Raw genomic sequence first — 17,969 nt, 5'->3', positions numbered from 1 at the left:
GGCCGGCGCAGAGCGGGATGCGGCAGCTCATCCCTCCAGCAACGCCGGTGCCAGCTCCCGGAGTTGGCCGAGGCCCAGGCCGCGGTTCGGGGCCACCGGCTGAATGGCCACGTGGTCGGCGCCCGCATCGTGGTGTTCCTGGACGCGGCGGCGGATCGCGTCCACGTCTCCCCAGGCGACGATCGCGTCGACCAGCCGGTCGCTGCCGCCGTCCTTGAAATCGTCGTCGCCGAAGCCGAGCCGGCGCAGGTTGCCGGTGTAGTTCGGCAGCTGCAGGTAGAAGTGCATGTGGTGTTCGCGGGCCGAGGAACGGGCCGTCGCGGGGTCGGACTCCAGGAGTACGGCCTGTTCAGGGGCGAGCAGCGGGCCGGTGCCGAGGGCCTCACGGGCGCGGGCGGTGTGCTCGGGCGGAACGAAGTACGGGTGGGCGCCGGCCGCGCGGTCCCTGGCCAGCTCCAGCATCTTCGGGCCGAGCGCCGCCAGCACCCGCTCCGGCGCGGGGCCGGCCTCCGGGCCGTCGAACGGGGCCGCGTCCATCGCGTCGAGGTACTCGCGCATGACCGCGAGCGGCTTGGCGTAGGTGTGGCCCCGCCGGGCGACGGTCGGGGCGTGGCTCGCGCCCAGGCCGAGCAGGAAGCGGCCGTCGTACGCTTCGGCGAGGGTGTGCGCGGCGGCGCTCGCGGCGGACGCGTCGCGGACCCAGATGTTGGCGATGCCGGTGGCGACGGTGATCCGCTCGGTGGCGGCCAGCAACAGAGCGGCCCGGCTGACCGCCTCCGTACCGGGTGACTCCCCGAACCACAGCGCGCCGTAGCCCAGTTGCTCGATCTCGGCCGCCGCCTGGCGGCCGGTGGCCGCCGAGACCCGGCCGAGCCCGCCGTGCCAGACACCGACCCGGCCGATCCGCGAAGCAAGAGCGTGCTGCTGCACCGTTCCTCCACTGGCTGAGGTGTGGTGGCCCCGCCCGCGCCGGCGGCGGCGGTGCCTCTCCTTGATCACAGCACGGCGGCGCACCCCGGCATTCCCGGGCCGGGCCAATCGGGTGGGGGAATCAGCAGGTGGGGGAACAGCGAAGCGGCCGCCCTCCCGGAGGAGGACGGCCGCTTCGCGCTATCGGATCAGTGGTGCGTCAGCCCTCGACGCCCAGCCGCTCCAAGATGAGCTCGCGCACCCGGGCCGCGTCCGCCTGGCCGCGGGTCGCCTTCATGACCGCACCGACCAGGGCGCCGGCCGCGGCCACCTTGCCGCCGCGGATCTTGTCGGCGATGGCGGCGTTGGCGGCGATCGCCTCGTCGACGGCGGTGCCCAGGGCGCCCTCGTCGGAGACGACCTTCAGGCCGCGCTTTTCGACGACCGTGTCGGGGTCGCCCTCGCCGGCCAGCACACCCTCGATGGCCTGGCGGGCCAGCTTGTCGTTGAGGGAACCCTCGGCGACCAGCGCGGTGACCCGGGCGACCTGCTCGGGCGTGATCGGCAGGGCGGCGAGGTCCACGCCGTCCTCGTTGGCACGACGGGCCAGCTCGCCCATCCACCACTTACGGGCCGAGGCGGAGTCCGCGCCGGCGTCGACGGTGGCGGTGATCAGGTCGACCGCACCGGCGTTGAGGATCGACTGCATGTCGTGCTCGGAGATGCCCCACTCCTCGCGCAGCCGGTTACGGCGTAGGCGCGGAAGCTCGGGCAGGCCCGCCCGCAGTTCCTCGACCCACTCGCGCGCGGGGGCCACCGGCACCAGGTCCGGCTCGGGGAAGTAGCGGTAGTCCTCGGCGTTGTCCTTGATGCGGCCGGCCGTCGTGGAGCCGTCCTCCTCATGGAAGTGCCGGGTCTCCTGGACGATGGTGCCGCCCGAGGAGAGCACGGCGGCGTGCCGCTGGATCTCGAAGCGGGCCGCACGCTCCACGGAGCGCAGCGAGTTGACGTTCTTGGTCTCGCTGCGGGTGCCGAACTTCTCGGTGCCGTTGGGGCGCAGCGACAGGTTCACGTCGCAGCGCATCTGGCCCTGCTCCATACGGGCCTCGGAGACGCCCAGCGCCTTGATGAGCTCGCGCAGCTCGGCGACGTACGCCTTGGCGACCTCGGGGGCCCGCTCGCCCGCGCCCTCGATGGGCTTGGTGACGATCTCGATGAGCGGGATGCCGGCGCGGTTGTAGTCCAGGAGCGAGTGCCGGGCGCCGTGGATACGGCCGGTGGCACCGCCGACGTGCGTCGACTTGCCGGTGTCCTCCTCCATGTGGGCGCGCTCGATCTGCACCCGGAAGACCTCGCCGTCCTCCAGCTGTACGTCGAGGTAACCGTCGAAGGCGATCGGCTCGTCGTACTGGGAGGTCTGGAAGTTCTTCGGCATGTCCGGATAGAAGTAGTTCTTCCGGGCGAAGCGGCACCACTCGGCGATCGAGCAGTTCAGGGCCAGGCCGATCTTGATGGCGGACTCGACGCCGATCGCGTTGACGACCGGCAGCGAGCCGGGCAGGCCCAGGCAGGTGGGGCAGGTCTGCGAGTTGGCGTCCGCGCCCAGGGTGGTGGAACACCCGCAGAACATCTTGGTCTTGGTGCCGAGTTCGACATGCACCTCGAGCCCCATCACGGGGTCATAGGTGGCCAGCGCGTCCTCGTACGACACCAGGTCGGTGACAGTCACGGTGAAACTAACCTCTCAGGTCCGGCGCCGCTCAGCCCGCGAGGACGTCGTCGTCGCCCAGACGACGCAGTTCGCGGATGAGCAGGGCGACACCGGTGACGATGGCGGCGGCGGAGACGACGGCGTCGACCAGCTGGAGCGTGTCCTGCTCCGTCCGGGCCTTCTTCGCCTGCTTGACGACGCTCACCGCGCCGAACAGCGTGGTGCCGATGGACAGGTACGTACCGGGCTTGGACTTCTTGAAGCCTTTGGCCTTGGCAAGCTTTCCACTCACAGTGCAGGTGCCTCCTCGAGCAGCGGATGACCCCACTTGGCGGTGAACGCGGCCTCGACCGCGGCACCGACCTTGTAGAGCCGGTCGTCGGCCATGGCAGGAGCGATGATCTGCAGACCCACCGGCAGCCCGTCCTCGGGGGCCAGTCCACAGGGCAGCGACATGGCTGCGTTGCCTGCCAGGTTGGTGGGGATCGTGCACACGTCGGCGAGGTACATCGCCATCGGGTCGTCGCTGCGCTCACCGATCGGGAAGGCGGTGGTCGGCGTGGTCGGCGAGATGATCACGTCGACCTGCTCGAAGGCCTTCTCGAAGTCGCGCGTGATCAGGGTGCGGACCTTCTGGGCGCTGCCGTAGTACGCGTCGTAGTAGCCGGAGCTGAGCGCGTACGTGCCGAGGATGATCCGGCGCTTGACCTCGTCGCCGAAGCCGGCCTCGCGGGTCAGTGCCGTGACGTCCTCGGCGGACTTGGTGCCGTCGTCGCCGACCCGCATGCCGTAGCGCATGGCGTCGAAGCGGGCCAGGTTGGAGGAGCACTCGGACGGCGCGATCAGGTAGTACGCGGACAGCGCCAGGTCGAAGGACGGACAGTCCAGCTCGACGATCTCGGCGCCCAGCTCCTTCATCAGCGCGACCGACTCGTCGAAGCGCTGGATGACGCCGGCCTGGTAGCCCTCGCCGCGGAACTGCTTGACGACGCCGACGCGCATGCCCTCGACGCTGCCGTTGCGGGCCGCCTCGACGACCGGCGGGACCGGCGCGTCGATGGAGGTGGAGTCCAGCGGGTCGTGGCCGGCGATGGCCTCGTGCAGCAGCGCCGCGTCCAGGACCGTACGGGCGCAGGGGCCGCCCTGGTCGAGGGAGGACGAGAAGGCGACCATGCCGTAGCGCGAGACGCCGCCGTAGGTGGGCTTGACGCCGACCGTGCCGGTGACGGCGGCGGGCTGGCGGATGGAGCCGCCGGTGTCCGTGCCGATGGCGAGCGGGGCCTGGAAGGAGGCGAGGGCGGCGGAGGAGCCGCCGCCGGAGCCGCCGGGGATCTTGGTCAGGTCCCAGGGGTTGCCGGTCGGCCCGTAGGCACTGTTCTCCGTCGAGGACCCCATGGCGAACTCGTCCATGTTGGTCTTGCCGAGGATGACGACGTCGGCCGCCTTGAGCTTCTTGGTCAGCGTCGCGTCGTACGGCGGGATCCAGCCCTCGAGGATCTTCGAGCCGACGGTGGTGGGGATCCCCTCCGTCGTGAAGATGTCCTTGAGCGCGAGCGGGACGCCGGCCAGCGGGCCGAGCTTCTCGCCGCGGGCCTTCTTCTCGTCCACGGCGCGGGCCTGGGCGAGCGCGCCCTCGCGGTCGATGTGCAAGAAGGCGTGCACCTTCTCGTCGACGGCTTCGATGCGGGCCAGGTGGGCCTCGGTCACCTCGACGGCGGTGATCTCGCCGGCGGAGATCTTCGCCGCGATCTCGGCGGCGGTGAGCTTGATCAGGTCAGCCATGTCGGTCACTCCTCCCCCAGGATCTGCGGCACCTTGAAACGCTGCTGCTCCTGGGCCGGGGCGCCGGAGAGCGCCTGCTCGGGGGTCAGCGACGGACGGACCTCGTCCAGCCGCATGACGTTGGTCAGGGGCAGCGGGTGGGAGGTCGGCGGTACGTCTTGGTCGGCGACCTCGGAGACGCGGGCGACCGCGCCGATGATGTCGTCGAGCTGCGTGGCGAAGTGGTCGAGCTCTTCGGCCTTCAGCTCCAGACGTGCCAGCCGGGCGAGGTGGGCGACCTCCTCGCGCGTGATGCCAGGCATGCAGCGATCCTCTGGTGTTCTGGGGCGGAGTGTTCTGGGCGGGATGTTCCAGGTGGCGGGTTCCGCGTGGAGTGTTCTGGCGAATGCTCCGGTGCTCCTGTGAACTTTTCCGGCCCAATCCTATGGCGTACGGGAGAGCTGTCCGAAATGCATTCCGCGGAACGGGGCCGGAAGGGCGGGGCGAGGACGGTACGGGGCCCGGCGGACCCCGCTACTCGGGCTGCGGGTCCGGGCGCGCTTCCTCGGCTTCGGGGCCGCCGGTGCCGGGTTCGGGCGCGGGTTCGGGCGCTTCGGAGGAGTCGGACGCGCCGGGGTCTCCGGGCGGGTTCTGTGGTGGCGGATCCTGCGGCGGATCCTGTGGTGGCCGGTCCTGCGAGGGCGGGTCCTGCTGGGGCTGGTCGTGCTCGGGCTGGTCCTGCGAGGGATCTTCGGAGCGGGGACACGGGACGGCCGATGGCCGGGTCGTCAGTTCAGGACCTGTCCCGAAGGGCTCTTGGCTGCCTTCTCCGCCGCCAGGGCGGTCGTCTCCGATTCGCGGTGCCAGCCGTGCTCGCCGCGGGCCCGTAGCCAGGCCGTGGTCTCGTCCGGCGGCATCGCGGCGGCCACCAGCCAGCCCTGTACGGCGTCGCAGCCCAGGTCCCGCAGCCGCTCCCAGGTCTCGTCGTCCTCGACGCCTTCGGCGACGACCAGGAGGCCGAGGGAGTGGGCGAGGTCGAGGGTGCAGCGGACGATCTCGGCGTCCTCGTTGTCGACGGCCAGCCGGGCCACGAACGAGCGGTCGATCTTGAGCTCGCTGACCGGGAGGCGCCGCAGATGGACGAGGGAGGAGTAGCCGGTGCCGAAGTCGTCGAGGGACATCTTCACGCCGTGGGCGGTGAGCCCGGCGAGGGTGTCGGCGGCGCGCTGCGGATCCTCCAGGAGGACATGTTCGGTTATCTCCAGCTGGAGGGCGCCCGGCGGGACCCGATGTCGGGCCAGCCGTGCGGCGACGGCGCCCGCGAACCCCGGGGAGTGCACATCGCGGGGGGAGACATTGACCGCGACGGGCACCTCGAGGCCCATCGCGCGCCAGCGCGCCACCTGGGCGAGGGCGGTCTCCAGGACGTACTCCGTCAGCCGTGGCATGAGTCCGGACGACTCCGCGATGGCGATGAATTCGTCCGGTGGCACTCTGCCGCGGTCCGGGTGTACCCAGCGGACCAGTGCCTCCAGCCCGGCGACATGCCCGTCGAAGCCGACCTTGGGCTGGTAGTGCAGCTCGACGTCGCCGGCGTCCAGGGCGCGGCGCAGGTCCCCCAACAGGCCGAGCCGGTCGGGGGTGTTGCCGTCCCGCTTGGCCTCGTAGAGCTCCACTCCGCTGCGGTCCCGCTTGGCCTGGTACATCGCCACATCGGCGCGGCGCAGCAGCCCTTCGGCATCGAGGGCGTGGTCGGGGAAGACGGCGACCCCCGCGCTGGCTTCCAGTACGAGGGTCAGACCGTCGAGGTCCAGAGGGGAGCCCAGGGCGGCGACGAGGTTGCGCGCCACCCGCTGGGAGCTGGTGAGGGAGTCGGTGGTGGGCAGGAGGACGGCGAACTCGTCGCCGCCGAGCCGGGCCGCCTCGGCGCCGCGCGGCAGGGCGTGCCGCAGCCGGTCGGCGATCTGCAGCAGCAGGCGGTCGCCGGCGAGATGGCCGAGGGTGTCGTTGACGGAGCGGAAGCGGTCCAGGTCGATGAGGACCAGGGCGGAGCGGACGCCGACCCGCTCGGCCTCGTCCAGCGCCGTCCAGGTGCGCTCCAGCAGCCACTGACGGTTGGGCAGGCCGGTGAGCGGGTCGCGCAGTTGCTCCTCGGCGCGGGCGCGGGCGATCCACAGGGTGGAGTCCAGCGCGATGAGCGGTACGGCGAACAGCGGCAGCAGCAGCGGCGCGTGGACGGCGCAGACGGCGATCAGCGGGGAGATACCGAGCAGGGCGATGCCCACGAGAACCTGCCGCACCACGGCCGTTCGGGCGATGGTGGGCAGGCCGCCGGTGCGCGGCGCCAGCGTGAACCAGAGCAGGGCGCGGCTGACGAGGAGATAGACGCCGGCCGCGGTGAGGACTTCGGGGAGTACGGACAGGTCCCAGGCCTGCGGGTGCCAGGGGAGGCGGACGGTGGCGTCGACGCCCAACACGGCCAGGCCGAGCGCGGCGACGCCGATGCCGATGATGTCCACGGCGCCGTGCAGCACGGCCTGTCGCCACCGGTGTCTGCGGGCGGCGCCGACCAGGACGACGACCGCGAGGCTGACGAGGGTGGCGGGCACCCAGCCGTACAGGAGCAGTACGGCAAGGGCGAGGGCGGCGCCGGAGCCGGTGCCGCCCCACCAGCGGTCCCGGCCGAGGGCGACCAGGTGGCCGACGATGACGCCCGTGAGGATCGCCAGCGACCAGCCGACGGGGCCCCCCGGGAAGAGCGCATCACCGTTGCCGAGGGTGTGGATGACGCCCGTGGCGAGCGCCAGGCCCGCCACGATGAGGATGGTCGCGGGCAGCGCGGGCACGACGAACCGCTGGAGCCGCGACGCCGGAGCGGCGCTGTCGGTCGGTTTCATTCCGATCCCTCTCACAGCCGGCTGTGCCCGCGCCACGGCAGGCGCACACCTCAACAGTAGGCGCCGGAAGGCCACTACGGGCAGCGATCGGCAGCGGTTGCCCGAATGCGACCTGGCCTGTCCGACGCATCTGGTATGCGCCAGTGGGGTGATTTCTCACTCCTCCTCAGGCGGAGTGACCGCTACCGCTCGTGCCGCCTCGGGACCCTCTTCCAGCAGCACCGCGAAGCCTTCATCGTCCAGCACAGGCACCTTCAACTGCATGGCCTTGTCGTACTTCGAACCCGGGTTGTCACCCACCACTACGAAACCGGTCTTCTTCGAAACGGAACCGGTCACCTTCGCTCCGAGAGCCTGGAGGGCCTCTTTCGCGCCATCTCTGGTGTGTGATTGAAGTGTGCCCGTCACGACGACGGTGACGCCTTCCAGCGGACGCGGGCCTTCCTCGCCCTTGTGCGCCTCCTCCATCCGGACGCCGGCGGCCCGCCAGCGCTCGATGATCTGCTGGTGCCAGTCCTCGGCGAACCACTGCTTGAGCGAGGCGGCGATGGTCGCTCCGACGCCGTCGACGGCGGCCAGCTCTTCCTCGCTCGCCTCCCGGATGCGGTCGATGGAGCGGAACTCTCGCGCCAGCGCCTCCGCCGCCACCGGGCCGACATGGCGGATCGACAGCCCCGTGATGACCCGGGCCAGCGGGCGCTGCTTGGCGGCCTGGATGTTCTCCAGCATGGCCAGGGCGTTCTTCTTCGGCTCGCCCTTCTGGTTGGCGAAGAAGGTGACGATCTTTTCCTCACCGGTCTTCGGGTCGTGCTTGGGCAGGCCGGAGTCGGGGTCGAGGACGTAGGACCTGATGGGCAGCAGCTGCTCGATGGAGAGGTCGAAGAGGCCGCCCTCGTCCTTCAGCGGCGGCTCGGCGGGCTCCAGGGGCTGGCTGAGCGCGGTGGCCGCGACATAGCCGAAATTCTCGATGTCCAGGCATTTGCGGCCGGCCAGATAGAACAGCCGCTCTCGGATCTGGCCGCGGCAGGCGCGGGCGTTGGGGCACCGCAGGTCGATGTCGCCTTCCTTGGCGGGCTGCAGCGCCGTCCCGCACTCGGGGCATTCGGCCGGCATCACGAACTCCCGCTCGCTGCCGTCCCGCAGATCGACGACCGGGCCCAGGATCTCGGGGATGACATCGCCCGCCTTGCGCAGCACGACGGTGTCCCCGATCAGGACGCCCTTGGCCTTGACCACGTCCTGGTTGTGCAGGGTCGCGAACTCCACCTCGGACCCGGCGACGGTGACCGGCTCGACGACGGCGAACGGCGTGACCCGTCCCGTGCGGCCGACGCTGACGCGGATGTCCACCAGCTTGGTGTTGACCTCCTCCGGCGGGTACTTCCAGGCGATCGCCCAGCGCGGCGCCCGCGAGGTGGAGCCCAGCCGCCCCTGGAGCGGGATCTCGTCCAGCTTGACGACCACGCCGTCGATCTCGTGCTCGACGGCCGTACGGCGGGTGACGGGATTGCCGTAGTGGGCGATGAACGCGCGCACCGCCTCCAGGGAGTCGACGACGGTGTTGTGCGCGGCCGTCGGCAGGCCCCACTCCCGCAGCAGGTCGTAGGCCTGCGACTGGCGGTCGATGGCGAAGCCCTCACGGGCGCCGACGCCGTGCACGACCATGTGCAGCGGGCGGCTCGCGGTGACCTTGGGGTCCTTCTGGCGCAGTGAACCGGCCGCGGCGTTACGGGGGTTGGCGAACGGCGGCTTCCCGTCGGCCACCAGGCGCTCGTTGAGCTCGAGGAACTTCTCCATCGGGAAGTAGACCTCCCCACGCACCTCGACCAGCTCGGGGATCCGGTCGCCCTTCAGGCGGTGCGGGATCTCGGCGATCGTACGGACGTTGGGGGTGATGTCCTCGCCCGTGCGGCCGTCGCCACGGGTGGCGGCGCGGGTCAGCCGGCCGTGCTCGTAGGTGAGGTTGACGGCGAGGCCGTCGACCTTGAGCTCGCACAGGAAGTGATAGCCGGCGCTCTTGGGGTCGCCGCCCAGCTCGCCCGCGATCCGCTCGGCCCAGGCCGCCAACTCCTCGTCGTCGAAGGCGTTGTCGAGCGAAAGCATCCGCTCGCGGTGCTCGACCTCGGTGAATTCCGTGGCGTACGCCCCGGCCACCTTCTGCGTCGGCGAATCCGGGGTGCGCAGCTGCGGATACTCGTCCTCCAGGGCTTCCAGGGAGCGCAGCAGCTTGTCGAACTCCGCGTCGCTGACGACGGGGGCGTCCTTCACGTAGTACCGGAAGCGATGCTCCTCGATCTGCTCAGCGAGCTGCGCGTGCTTCTCCCGCGCCGCTGCGGGCACATCGGATACCGCTGCGTGCTGTTCGCCAGCCACCGTCTTGTCCTCCCGTGGTCCTTGAGTGCCGTCACTCAGGGTTGTCTGCGAGCGATCTCGCCGCCCGGACGCAGTGAGCGAGGGCCGAGCGGGCATAAGCGGGCGAAGCGCCCGCCAGTCCGCACGAGGGGGTGACGACCACCGACTCGGAAAGAGTCCCTGGTGTCAGCCCCAGCCTGCGCCACAGCGTCCTGACACCCATGACGCTACCGGCAGGGTCTGACAATGGGCCGTCCACGCCCGGCACCACGCCCGCGAACAGCGCCGTACCGCCCTCGACGGCTTCTCCGATCGCCTCCTCCTCACGCTCGGTGAGCAGCGAGAAATCGAACGAGATGCCCGCGACACCGGCCCGCCGCAGCAGCCCGAACGGCACGTCGGGCGCACACGAGTGGACGACGACGGGCCCGCCCTCCGCGACCTCGACAAGATCACGCAGCGCGCCTTCGACCACCGCCCGGTCCACGGCCCGGTGGGTGCGGTAGCCGCTGGCGCTCTTCACCCGCCCCTGGAGCACCGCCGTCAGCGACGGCTCGTCCAGCTGCAGCACGACCTCGGCGCCCGGCACCCGCCGCCGTACGTCCGCGAGATGCCCGCGCAGCCCCTCTGCCAGCGACGCCGCGAGATCCCGGCAGGCCCCGGGGTCGCTGAGGGCCGCCTCGCCGCCCCGCAGCTCCAGCGCGGTGGCCAGCGTCCACGGGCCGACCGCGGAGACCTTCAACGGCCCCTCGTACCCCTGGGTGAACTCCTCCAGGGCGTCGAGGTCTTCGCCGAGCCAGGAGTGGGCGCGCCGGGTGTCGCGGCCGGGCCGGTTGCTGATCCGCCAGCCGCTGGGCTCCACATGACCGTAGATCTCGACGAGCATCCCGAGGGTCCGGCCGATCATGTCGGCGCCCGGCCCTCGGGCCGGCAGCTCCGGCAGATGCGGGAAGGCCTCCACCGACCCGGTGACGGTCTTCGCCGTTTCCCGCGCATCACCGCCCGGCATCGATCCGATGCCGGTCGCCGCGCCTGCTGCCCACTTGTGCGTGCTGTTCGTGCTCACCCAGAGAGGGTATGCGGCGGGGCGGAGTGGGCGCGGCGGGGCGCTCATGTGCTGCGGAGCGGCGGGGCGCTCACGCGTGGCCGGGTACGCCGCGGGGCGCTCAGGCCCGCCCGCGGATGCCCAGCCACCCGATGACCGCCGCGGCCGCCAGCGCGCCCGCCGTCAGTGCGAAGGCCAGGGTCGCGCCCTGGTAGCCGCCGCCCGCCCCGGTCAGCACCGCGCCCATCCCGGCGATGCCGACCAGCGAGCCGATCTGGCGGTTGGCGTTCAGGGTGGCACTGCCGATGTCGGCGTGCTCGCGGCCCGCGGCCTCCATCAGGACGCCGGTCATCGCCGGGGAGCTGATCCCGCTGCCGATGTTGCTGGCGGCGAGCAGCACCGCGATCACCCAGTACGGGAGCCCCGGCGTGAGAATCAGGAAGAGGACGGTGTACCCCGCGGCGGAGACCGCCAGAGAGGCGGCGAGGGCCGTCCGGTTGCCGATGCGCAGCCCGAAGCGTGCGTAGAGCATGTTGCCGAGCGGGATGATCATGACGGCCGGCAGCATCTGCAGCCCGGCCGTGACGGGGTCGGCGCCGCGCGCGGTCTGGAGGAACAGGCCGAGGACGAACAGCGCCCCGTAGAAGGCGAAGTTGAAGAGGAAGCCGATGGCGTTGGCGGCGGCGAAGCGGCCGTCCGCGAAGAGCGAGACCGGCAGGATCGGGGTCCGCACGGCACGCTCTCGTACGGCGAATCCGGCCGCGCCCAGCACGGTCACCGCGAACGCCCCCAGCACCCAGGGCGAGGACCAGCCCTTGTCCGGCCCCTCGATGAGCCCGTAACTGAGCGAGCCGAGCGCGAGCAGCCCCAGGACGTGGCCACCGCCGCCCAGCGCCGAGCCGCGCGCCGGGATGACCGCGATGATCCGCGGGGTGAGCACCAGCGCGACGATGCCGATGGGGAGGTTGACGAGGAAGATGCTGCGCCAGCCCAGGGTGCCGACCAGGAGGCCGCCGAGGGACGGGGCGAGCCCGATGGACGTCGAGACGATCGCCGTCCAGATGCCGAGGATCTTCGCCCGGCGGGCCGGCTCGGGGAACGCGTTCATCAGCAGCGACAGCGAGCTGGGCATGAAGAGCGCCGCGCCCACCCCCTGGGCGAAGCGGGCCGCCACCAGGACGGCACCGTTCGGCGCGACGGCCCCCAGCAGGGACGCGGCGGTGAACGCGGCGAGCCCGATGAGATAGATCCGCCGGGCGCCGAACCGCTTGGCCAGCGATCCGGCGAGCAGCAGCAGCGCGGCGAAGGCCAGGACATAGCCGTCGACGACCCAGGTCAGGCCCGACATCGTCAGTCCGAGCCGGGCCCGCAGGTCGTTGGAGGCGACATTCATGATGCCGGTGTCCAGGCTCGCCATCACGAACCCGAGGGCCAGGACGAGGAGTTGGACTCCCCCACGGGGCTGCCCGGAGGGCCGCGTCCGGCTCGCCGTCACGCGTGGCGCCGCTGTCTGAGTGATCATGGTTTTAGTTAAAGCTGTACCTATCTCGCGACGCAATGATTACAGCTATAACTTTACCGAACGCATACCAAGCCACACGGGAAGCCGAGGAGGAAGAAACGGAGGAGGCCGCGGAGAAGGCTGCAGAGGCGGCCGCGGAGGAGGCTGCGCACGAAAGAGGCCCCGGGGAACCCCCAGGGCCTAGGACAGTGCGGCGGACGGCGGCTACGCGCCCCGCCCCAGCGCCTTCAGCAGGTCATCGCGCAGCGCGGCCCGCTCCTCGTGCGAGAGGTGATCGAGCGGCGATTCGGTACCCATCCGCCGCAGCAGATCCAGCCGCAACTCCCGCCCCGCCTCGGTCAGTACGAGCTGCTTGGCCCGCCCGTCCAGCGGATGCGGCCGACGCACCACCATGCCCTGTTTCTCCAGCTTGGAGATGACATAGGTGACATTGGGCGGCTCGCAGCACAGCACCCCGGCCAGCTCCCGTGCGGTCTTCGGCTCGCCGAGCTCCTCCAGCGCCTTCGCCTGCGTCGGCGTCAGATCGAGCTCGGCGATCCGGCTGCGCTGATGGGCGTCCAGTTGGCGGCTCAGTTCCGTGACGAGCCCCCGGATCTCCCGGAACCCGCACCCCGCCGCCGCGGTCGCCTTCGCTTCTTTGGTCACCCATGCAGCGTACGTCGGCCCCGGCCGAAACCGGCGGGCCCAGCCGGTACCGCCCTCGGGCTCAGCGCCCCGGCCGCACCGTCACATCGTTGATCTCGGCGTCCCGCGGCAGATCGATGGCCGCGAGGACGGTCGTCGCCACCGACTCCGGGTCGATCCACCGGGACGGGTCGTACTCCTTGCCCTCCTGCTGGTGGACGCTGCCCTGCATGGGCGTCGCCGTGCGCCCCGGGTAGACCGAGGTCACCCGGACGCCGTTGCCGTGCTCCTCCGCCCGCAGCGAGTCGGCCAGCGCCTTCAGGCCGTGCTTGCTGGCGGCGTACCCGCCCCATTCGGCGTGCGCGTGGAGGCCCGCGCCGGAGTTGACGAAGACGACATGCCCCTGGGCCACCCGCACCAGCGGCAGCAGCAGCCGGGTGATCTCGGCGGGCGCGAGCAGATTGACGGTGAGCTGGCGCTGCCAGGCCTTGGCCGGCAGGTCGGCGATCGCGCCCAGCTCCACGACGCCGGCGATGTGCTGCAGGGAATCGATACGGTCGGGCAGCGGCTGCTGGCCGAAGGCCCAGGAGAGCTTCTCCGGCTTGGCGAGATCACCCACGAGCGTGCGGGCGCCGGGGAACTGCCCGGCCAGCTCCTTGGCCCGGACGGCGTCCCGCGCCAGCAGCCACAGGTCCTCCCCGCGCTCCGCGAGCCGCCGCGCGACCGCCGCTCCGATGCCCGACCCTGCGCCCGTGATCAAGTGCGTACCCATGAGGCCGATCCTAACGAGGGGCCGGCGGCCGGAGGATGAGGGGCTCAGCCCTGTATGCCCGCTTTCTCCTCCAGGTACGCGAGGGCACCCACGCCGTCCTCCGCGAAGAAGACCAGCTCGGTGAGCGGAACGGGCAGGAACCCTTCCGCCTCCATCCGCAGGAACTGCTGCTTCAACCCGTCGTAGAAACCGGCGGTGTTCAGCAGCACGACCGGCTTGGTGTGCAGGCCGTGCTTGCGCAGCTCCAGGATCTCGGTGGCCTCGTCCAGCGTGCCCGTACCGCCGACCATGATGACGACCGCGTCGGCGCGCGCCAGCAGCTGCGCCTTGCGCTCGGCGAGGTCCTTGGTGACGACCATCTCGTCCGCGCCCGCATGCGCCTTGTGCGCCAGGAACTCCACCGAGATCCCGATCAGCTTTCCGCCCGCCCCGCGCACCCCGTCGGCCATCACCTTCATCAACCCGGTGTCCGAGCCGCCCCAGACCAGCGCATGGCCGCCCCTGCCGATCAGCTCGGCGAACTGCCGGGCGGGGGTGACATAGCGGTCGTCGAGGTCGGCGGCGGAGCAGAAGACGCAGATGTTCATACGGGCCACGATACGGACCGGGCCGGGCCGGTCTCCGGGCCCGGGGCGGAATATCTGCACCCGCCCCGGCCCGTGAACCTCGCCCCGCTAGATCAGGCCCTGGGCCAGCATCGCGTCCGCGACCCGCTCGAACCCGGCGATATTCGCGCCGGCAACATAGTCGCCGGGCAGCCCGTACCGCTCGGCCGTCTCGTAGCAGGTGTCGTGGATTCCTCGCATGATGGCCGCGAGCTCCCCCTCCACCCGCTCGAACGCCCACGCCTCACGCGCGGAGTTCTGCCGCATTTCCAGCGCGCTGGTCGCCACCCCGCCGGCGTTGGCGGCCTTCCCCGGGCCGAAGGCCACACCGGCCTCCTTCAGGAGCGACACCGCCTCCGGGGTGGTCGGCATGTTCGCGCCCTCGGAGACCGCCTTGACGCCGTTACGGATCAGGATCCGGGCGGCGTCCGCGTCCAGCTCGTTCTGGGTGGCCGACGGCAGCGCCACATCGCAGGCCACGTCCCACACCCGTCCGCCGGGTACGTAGGTGGCCGATACCCCGCGCCGCTCGGCGTACTCGCTGATCCGGCCGCGCTCGACCTCCTTGATCTGCTTGAGCAGCGCCAGGTCGATGCCCTTCTCGTCGACGATGTAGCCGCCCGAGTCCGAGCAGGTCAGCACATTCGCGCCGAGCGCCTGCGCCTTCTCGATCGTGTAGATCGCGACATTGCCGGAACCGGAGACCGCGACCTGCTGACCGTCGAGCTCCTCACCGCGCCGCTTGAGCATCTCCTCGGTGAACAGCACATTGCCGTAACCGGTGGCCTCCGTACGGGCCTTGGAACCGCCCCACTCCAGGCCCTTGCCGGTCAGCACGCCGGCCTCCCAGCGGTTGGTGATCCGCCGGTACTGGCCGAAGAGGTAGCCGATCTCGCGGCCGCCGACGCCGATGTCACCCGCCGGGACGTCGGTGTGCTCGCCGAGATGGCGGTGCAGCTCGGTCATGAACGACTGGCAGAACCGCATCACTTCGGAGTCGGACTTGCCGTGCGGATCGAAGTCGCTGCCGCCCTTGCCGCCGCCGATGTTCAGACCCGTGAGCGCATTCTTGAAAATCTGCTCGAAGCCGAGGAACTTCACGATCCCCAGATTCACCGACGAATGGAATCGCAGACCACCCTTGTACGGGCCGAGCGCGCTGTTGAACTCCACCCGGAAACCCCGGTTGACGTGAATCGCCCCGGAATCGTCCTGCCAGGGGACCCGGAACATGATCTGCCGCTCCGGTTCGCAGAGCCGCTCCAGCACTCTGGCCTCGACGAACTCGGGACGGGCCGCCAGCACGGGGGCCAGCGTCTCCAGTACCTCCAGGGCCGCCTGGTGGAATTCCGGCTCCCCCGGATTCCGCCGCACCAGCCCCGCGTGCAGAGATGCCGGCCCGGCCTTATGAACGCCGGGCGTGACCTCGGTTTGAACACTCGCCATGACTTGCGTTTCCCTTCGTGGCCGAACGGAAAGCCGCCTGCGGTCCGGGGCGTGACGGCCCCTCCTCGCAGCGACCGTAGACGTCCCGTCGCTCCGCCGACCTTACTTGCCGACCTGTGGCCGATCGACGCCACCACCCGGGGTGGTGTCCGCCTCGTACGTCTGGTGGATGTCTGCTGCCTTCACGGTGCCCCGAACCGCCGATGCCTGCCGATGTCTGCCGATATCTGTTGTCTGCTGATATCTGTCATTGTTCGCCGCCGACTCTCTGGTATGTGAAACACCGCACGCGGGGGTTCGGTTGCGTGGGGGGCCGCAGACCACCCGCTCGGCGTTCACCATTCGCCATTCGCCATTCTTCCGGCCGACCCGCCGCCCATTCGCCGCTCACCCAAGGAAATAACTGAGCCGGCTGTGCCGACCGGTCCGAATGAGTCTGCCGAACCGAATGAGTCGAATGAGTCGGCCGAGCTGAATGGGACGACTGAACTGCTATGAATTGACGCCCTTCCCTTCGACTGCCCCTCCTTATCGCCATGTTCCGGAATTTCTTCGCCCTCCCCCTACCGACCTGTATCCCTGCCCACCACGGGGCTTGTCATCACCCCCCATGCCGCGACCGTCACCCATAAATCCGTGGACGCGACGCTCCCGGCCCGGTTACGGTGCGCCCGTGTCCAGCCCCGAGTCATCAAGACGGTGGCCACCGGTCGTCCGGTGGCCTTTCTCCGTGCGCTAGCGCGCCGAGCCTGAAGCTCCGTAGCCCATGAGGCCCCATGCAGCCTCATGAGATGCCACGAAGCCCCATGAGTCATGTGGGCATGAGGCCATGCGCGCTGTTGACTGCGCCCGCTGCTGCCACCGGATCGCCGATCGCCTCGCCGATCACCCGGCCCTGCCGTGCATCGGTTACCCGATCCTTGCTGTGGTTTGCGGAGTCCTGGAGTCTCACCGTGCCCTTCGCTCGTGCTGTGCCCTTCGCCCGTACTGTGCCCTTCACCATCCACCTGCTCGCCCTGGCGGTTTTCGCCCAGGGCACCTCCGAATTCATGTTGTCCGGCCTCCTCTCGGACATCGCCCATGACCTGCGCGTTTCCATCCCCGCTGCGGGGGCGCTGACCTCGGCGTTCGCCATCGGAATGATCGTCGGCGCCCCGCTGATGGCGCTCCTGAGCCGGCGCTGGTCACGGCGTCGCGCGCTGCTGGCCTTCCTGGTCACGTTCCTGCTCGTCCACGTCCTGGGCGCGGTCACCACCAGCTTCACGGTGCTGCTGGCCACGCGGGTCATCGCGGCGCTGGCCAACGCCGGGTTCCTGGCGGTGGCGGTGGTGACGGCGACCGGCATGGTCGCCCCGAACGCCAAGGGCCGCGCCGCCTCCGTACTGCTGGGCGGCGTCACCGTCGCCTGCATCGCGGGCGTCCCGGCGGGAGCCTGGCTCGGCCAACTGTGGGGCTGGCGCTCGGCGTTCTGGGCAGTAGCCCTGGTCTCCGTACCGGCCGTCGTCGCGATCGTTTGCTCCGTACCGGCCGACGGCTCACCCTCCTCCACCTCCGCGCCTGCCTCCCCCGCCGCCTCCACCACGAGCGCCCGCGCGGAACTGCGCTCCCTGCGCAACCCGCGTCTCCTCGTCACCCTGCTCCTCGGTGCCCTGGTCAACGGCGCCACCTTTTGCGCTTACACCTACCTCGCCCCACTGATCACCACCGTCACCGGACTGCCCCCGGCCTGGGTGCCCGCCCTGCTGGCGCTCTTCGGCCTCGGTTCGTTCATCGGCGTCACCGTCAGCGGCCGCTTCGCCGACGCGCGGCCCGTCCCCCTCCTGGTGGCCGGCGGAGTGGCCCTGCTGATCGGCTGGACCGTCTTCGCCCTTACGGCCACGATCCCGACGGCGACGACCGTGCTCCTCCTCGTCCAGGGCGCCCTCTCCTTCGCCGTCGGCTCCACGCTGATCTCCCAGGTCCTGTACGTGGCGACAGAGGCGCCGACCCTGGCCGGCGGATTCGCTACCGCCGCGTTCAACGTGGGCGGCGCAGTAGGCCCCTGGCTGGGCGGCCTCCCGCTCACCGCCGGACTCGGCTACCGCGCCCCTCTCTGGATCAGCGCCCTGCTGACGGCGGCGGCACTCACCCTCGCCGGCACGGCCCAGGGACTACGGCGCCGCGCAACGCCCCCGGCCGGACCCCTCACCCCGTCCACCGATCGCCCCGTTGTGCACGAGTAGTCGTGGACGAGTGGTTGTGGACGAGTGGTCGTGGACGAGTGGTCTCGGGGCGGTCGTGATGCGGTCCGCCCGCCGCCCACGGTCGCCCGTCGGGCGTCACCGG

General features: G+C 70.8%; 14 protein-coding genes. 1 reads left to right on the top strand and 13 read right to left on the bottom strand.

Annotation, left to right across the window (positions count from 1 at the left end; translation table 11 throughout):
• Window positions 1-27 precede the first annotated feature (27 nt).
• From ACZ4S3_RS24775 to gdhA, 13 genes are all read right to left on the bottom strand, one after another.
• Window positions 28-930 (bottom strand): LLM class F420-dependent oxidoreductase, encoded by a 903-nt coding sequence (locus ACZ4S3_RS24775; protein ID WP_467937701.1) that lies wholly within the window; start codon window positions 928-930, stop codon window positions 28-30.
• A gap of 199 nt (window positions 931-1,129) precedes the next feature.
• Window positions 1,130-2,638: an Asp-tRNA(Asn)/Glu-tRNA(Gln) amidotransferase subunit GatB gene (gatB, locus tag ACZ4S3_RS24770; protein WP_467937699.1), complete on the bottom strand. Its 1,509-nt coding sequence runs from the start codon at window positions 2,636-2,638 to the stop codon at window positions 1,130-1,132.
• Window positions 2,639-2,669: 31 nt separating this feature from the next.
• Complete coding sequence (locus ACZ4S3_RS24765) at window positions 2,670-2,912, bottom strand: hypothetical protein (RefSeq protein ID WP_393539992.1); 243 nt, start codon at window positions 2,910-2,912, stop codon at window positions 2,670-2,672.
• The gene (gene gatA / locus ACZ4S3_RS24760; protein ID WP_467937697.1) at window positions 2,909-4,402 is read right to left on the bottom strand and encodes an Asp-tRNA(Asn)/Glu-tRNA(Gln) amidotransferase subunit GatA; all 1,494 of its coding nucleotides are present in this window, start codon (window positions 4,400-4,402) and stop codon (window positions 2,909-2,911) included. Before gatA ends, ACZ4S3_RS24765 begins: the two co-directional genes overlap by 4 nt.
• Before the next feature lie 5 nt (window positions 4,403-4,407).
• A complete protein-coding gene (gene gatC, locus ACZ4S3_RS24755; protein ID WP_467937695.1) occupies window positions 4,408-4,704 on the bottom strand; it encodes an Asp-tRNA(Asn)/Glu-tRNA(Gln) amidotransferase subunit GatC in 297 nt (98 codons plus the stop codon).
• A 465-nt stretch (window positions 4,705-5,169) separates the two neighbouring features.
• Entirely contained in the window at window positions 5,170-7,278 is a 2,109-nt protein-coding gene (locus ACZ4S3_RS24750; RefSeq protein WP_467937693.1) for a putative bifunctional diguanylate cyclase/phosphodiesterase, read from the bottom strand.
• A gap of 156 nt (window positions 7,279-7,434) precedes the next feature.
• Complete coding sequence (gene ligA / locus ACZ4S3_RS24745; RefSeq protein WP_467937691.1) at window positions 7,435-9,651, bottom strand: NAD-dependent DNA ligase LigA; 2,217 nt, start codon at window positions 9,649-9,651, stop codon at window positions 7,435-7,437.
• A 31-nt stretch (window positions 9,652-9,682) separates the two neighbouring features.
• Window positions 9,683-10,639 carry a methionine synthase gene (locus tag ACZ4S3_RS24740; RefSeq protein ID WP_467938059.1) on the bottom strand — a complete coding sequence of 319 codons (957 nt, stop codon included), beginning with the start codon at window positions 10,637-10,639 and terminating at the stop codon, window positions 9,683-9,685.
• A gap of 157 nt (window positions 10,640-10,796) precedes the next feature.
• Window positions 10,797-12,197, bottom strand: a complete 1,401-nt coding sequence (locus ACZ4S3_RS24735) for an MFS transporter (RefSeq protein ID WP_467937689.1) — start codon at window positions 12,195-12,197, stop codon at window positions 10,797-10,799.
• Window positions 12,198-12,401: 204 nt separating this feature from the next.
• Window positions 12,402-12,791, bottom strand: a complete 390-nt coding sequence (locus ACZ4S3_RS24730; protein WP_467938057.1) for a MarR family winged helix-turn-helix transcriptional regulator — start codon at window positions 12,789-12,791, stop codon at window positions 12,402-12,404.
• A gap of 112 nt (window positions 12,792-12,903) precedes the next feature.
• Window positions 12,904-13,593 (bottom strand): SDR family oxidoreductase, encoded by a 690-nt coding sequence (locus tag ACZ4S3_RS24725; RefSeq protein WP_467937687.1) that lies wholly within the window; start codon window positions 13,591-13,593, stop codon window positions 12,904-12,906.
• A gap of 44 nt (window positions 13,594-13,637) precedes the next feature.
• Window positions 13,638-14,180, bottom strand: coding sequence for an LOG family protein (locus ACZ4S3_RS24720; RefSeq protein WP_467937685.1), 543 nt, complete (start codon window positions 14,178-14,180; stop codon window positions 13,638-13,640).
• 87 nt (window positions 14,181-14,267) lie between these two features.
• Window positions 14,268-15,644, bottom strand: coding sequence for an NADP-specific glutamate dehydrogenase (gene gdhA / locus ACZ4S3_RS24715; RefSeq protein WP_467937683.1), 1,377 nt, complete (start codon window positions 15,642-15,644; stop codon window positions 14,268-14,270).
• A gap of 989 nt (window positions 15,645-16,633) precedes the next feature.
• Between gdhA and ACZ4S3_RS24710 the strand changes: the two genes are divergently transcribed.
• Entirely contained in the window at window positions 16,634-17,866 is a 1,233-nt protein-coding gene (locus ACZ4S3_RS24710) for a Cmx/CmrA family chloramphenicol efflux MFS transporter (protein ID WP_467938055.1), read from the top strand.
• The last annotated feature ends 103 nt before the right edge of the window (window positions 17,867-17,969 follow it).

Source organism: Streptomyces sp. NPDC028368 (genome assembly GCF_055565615.1).
This window is presented reverse-complemented; position numbering and strand designations above follow the sequence as displayed.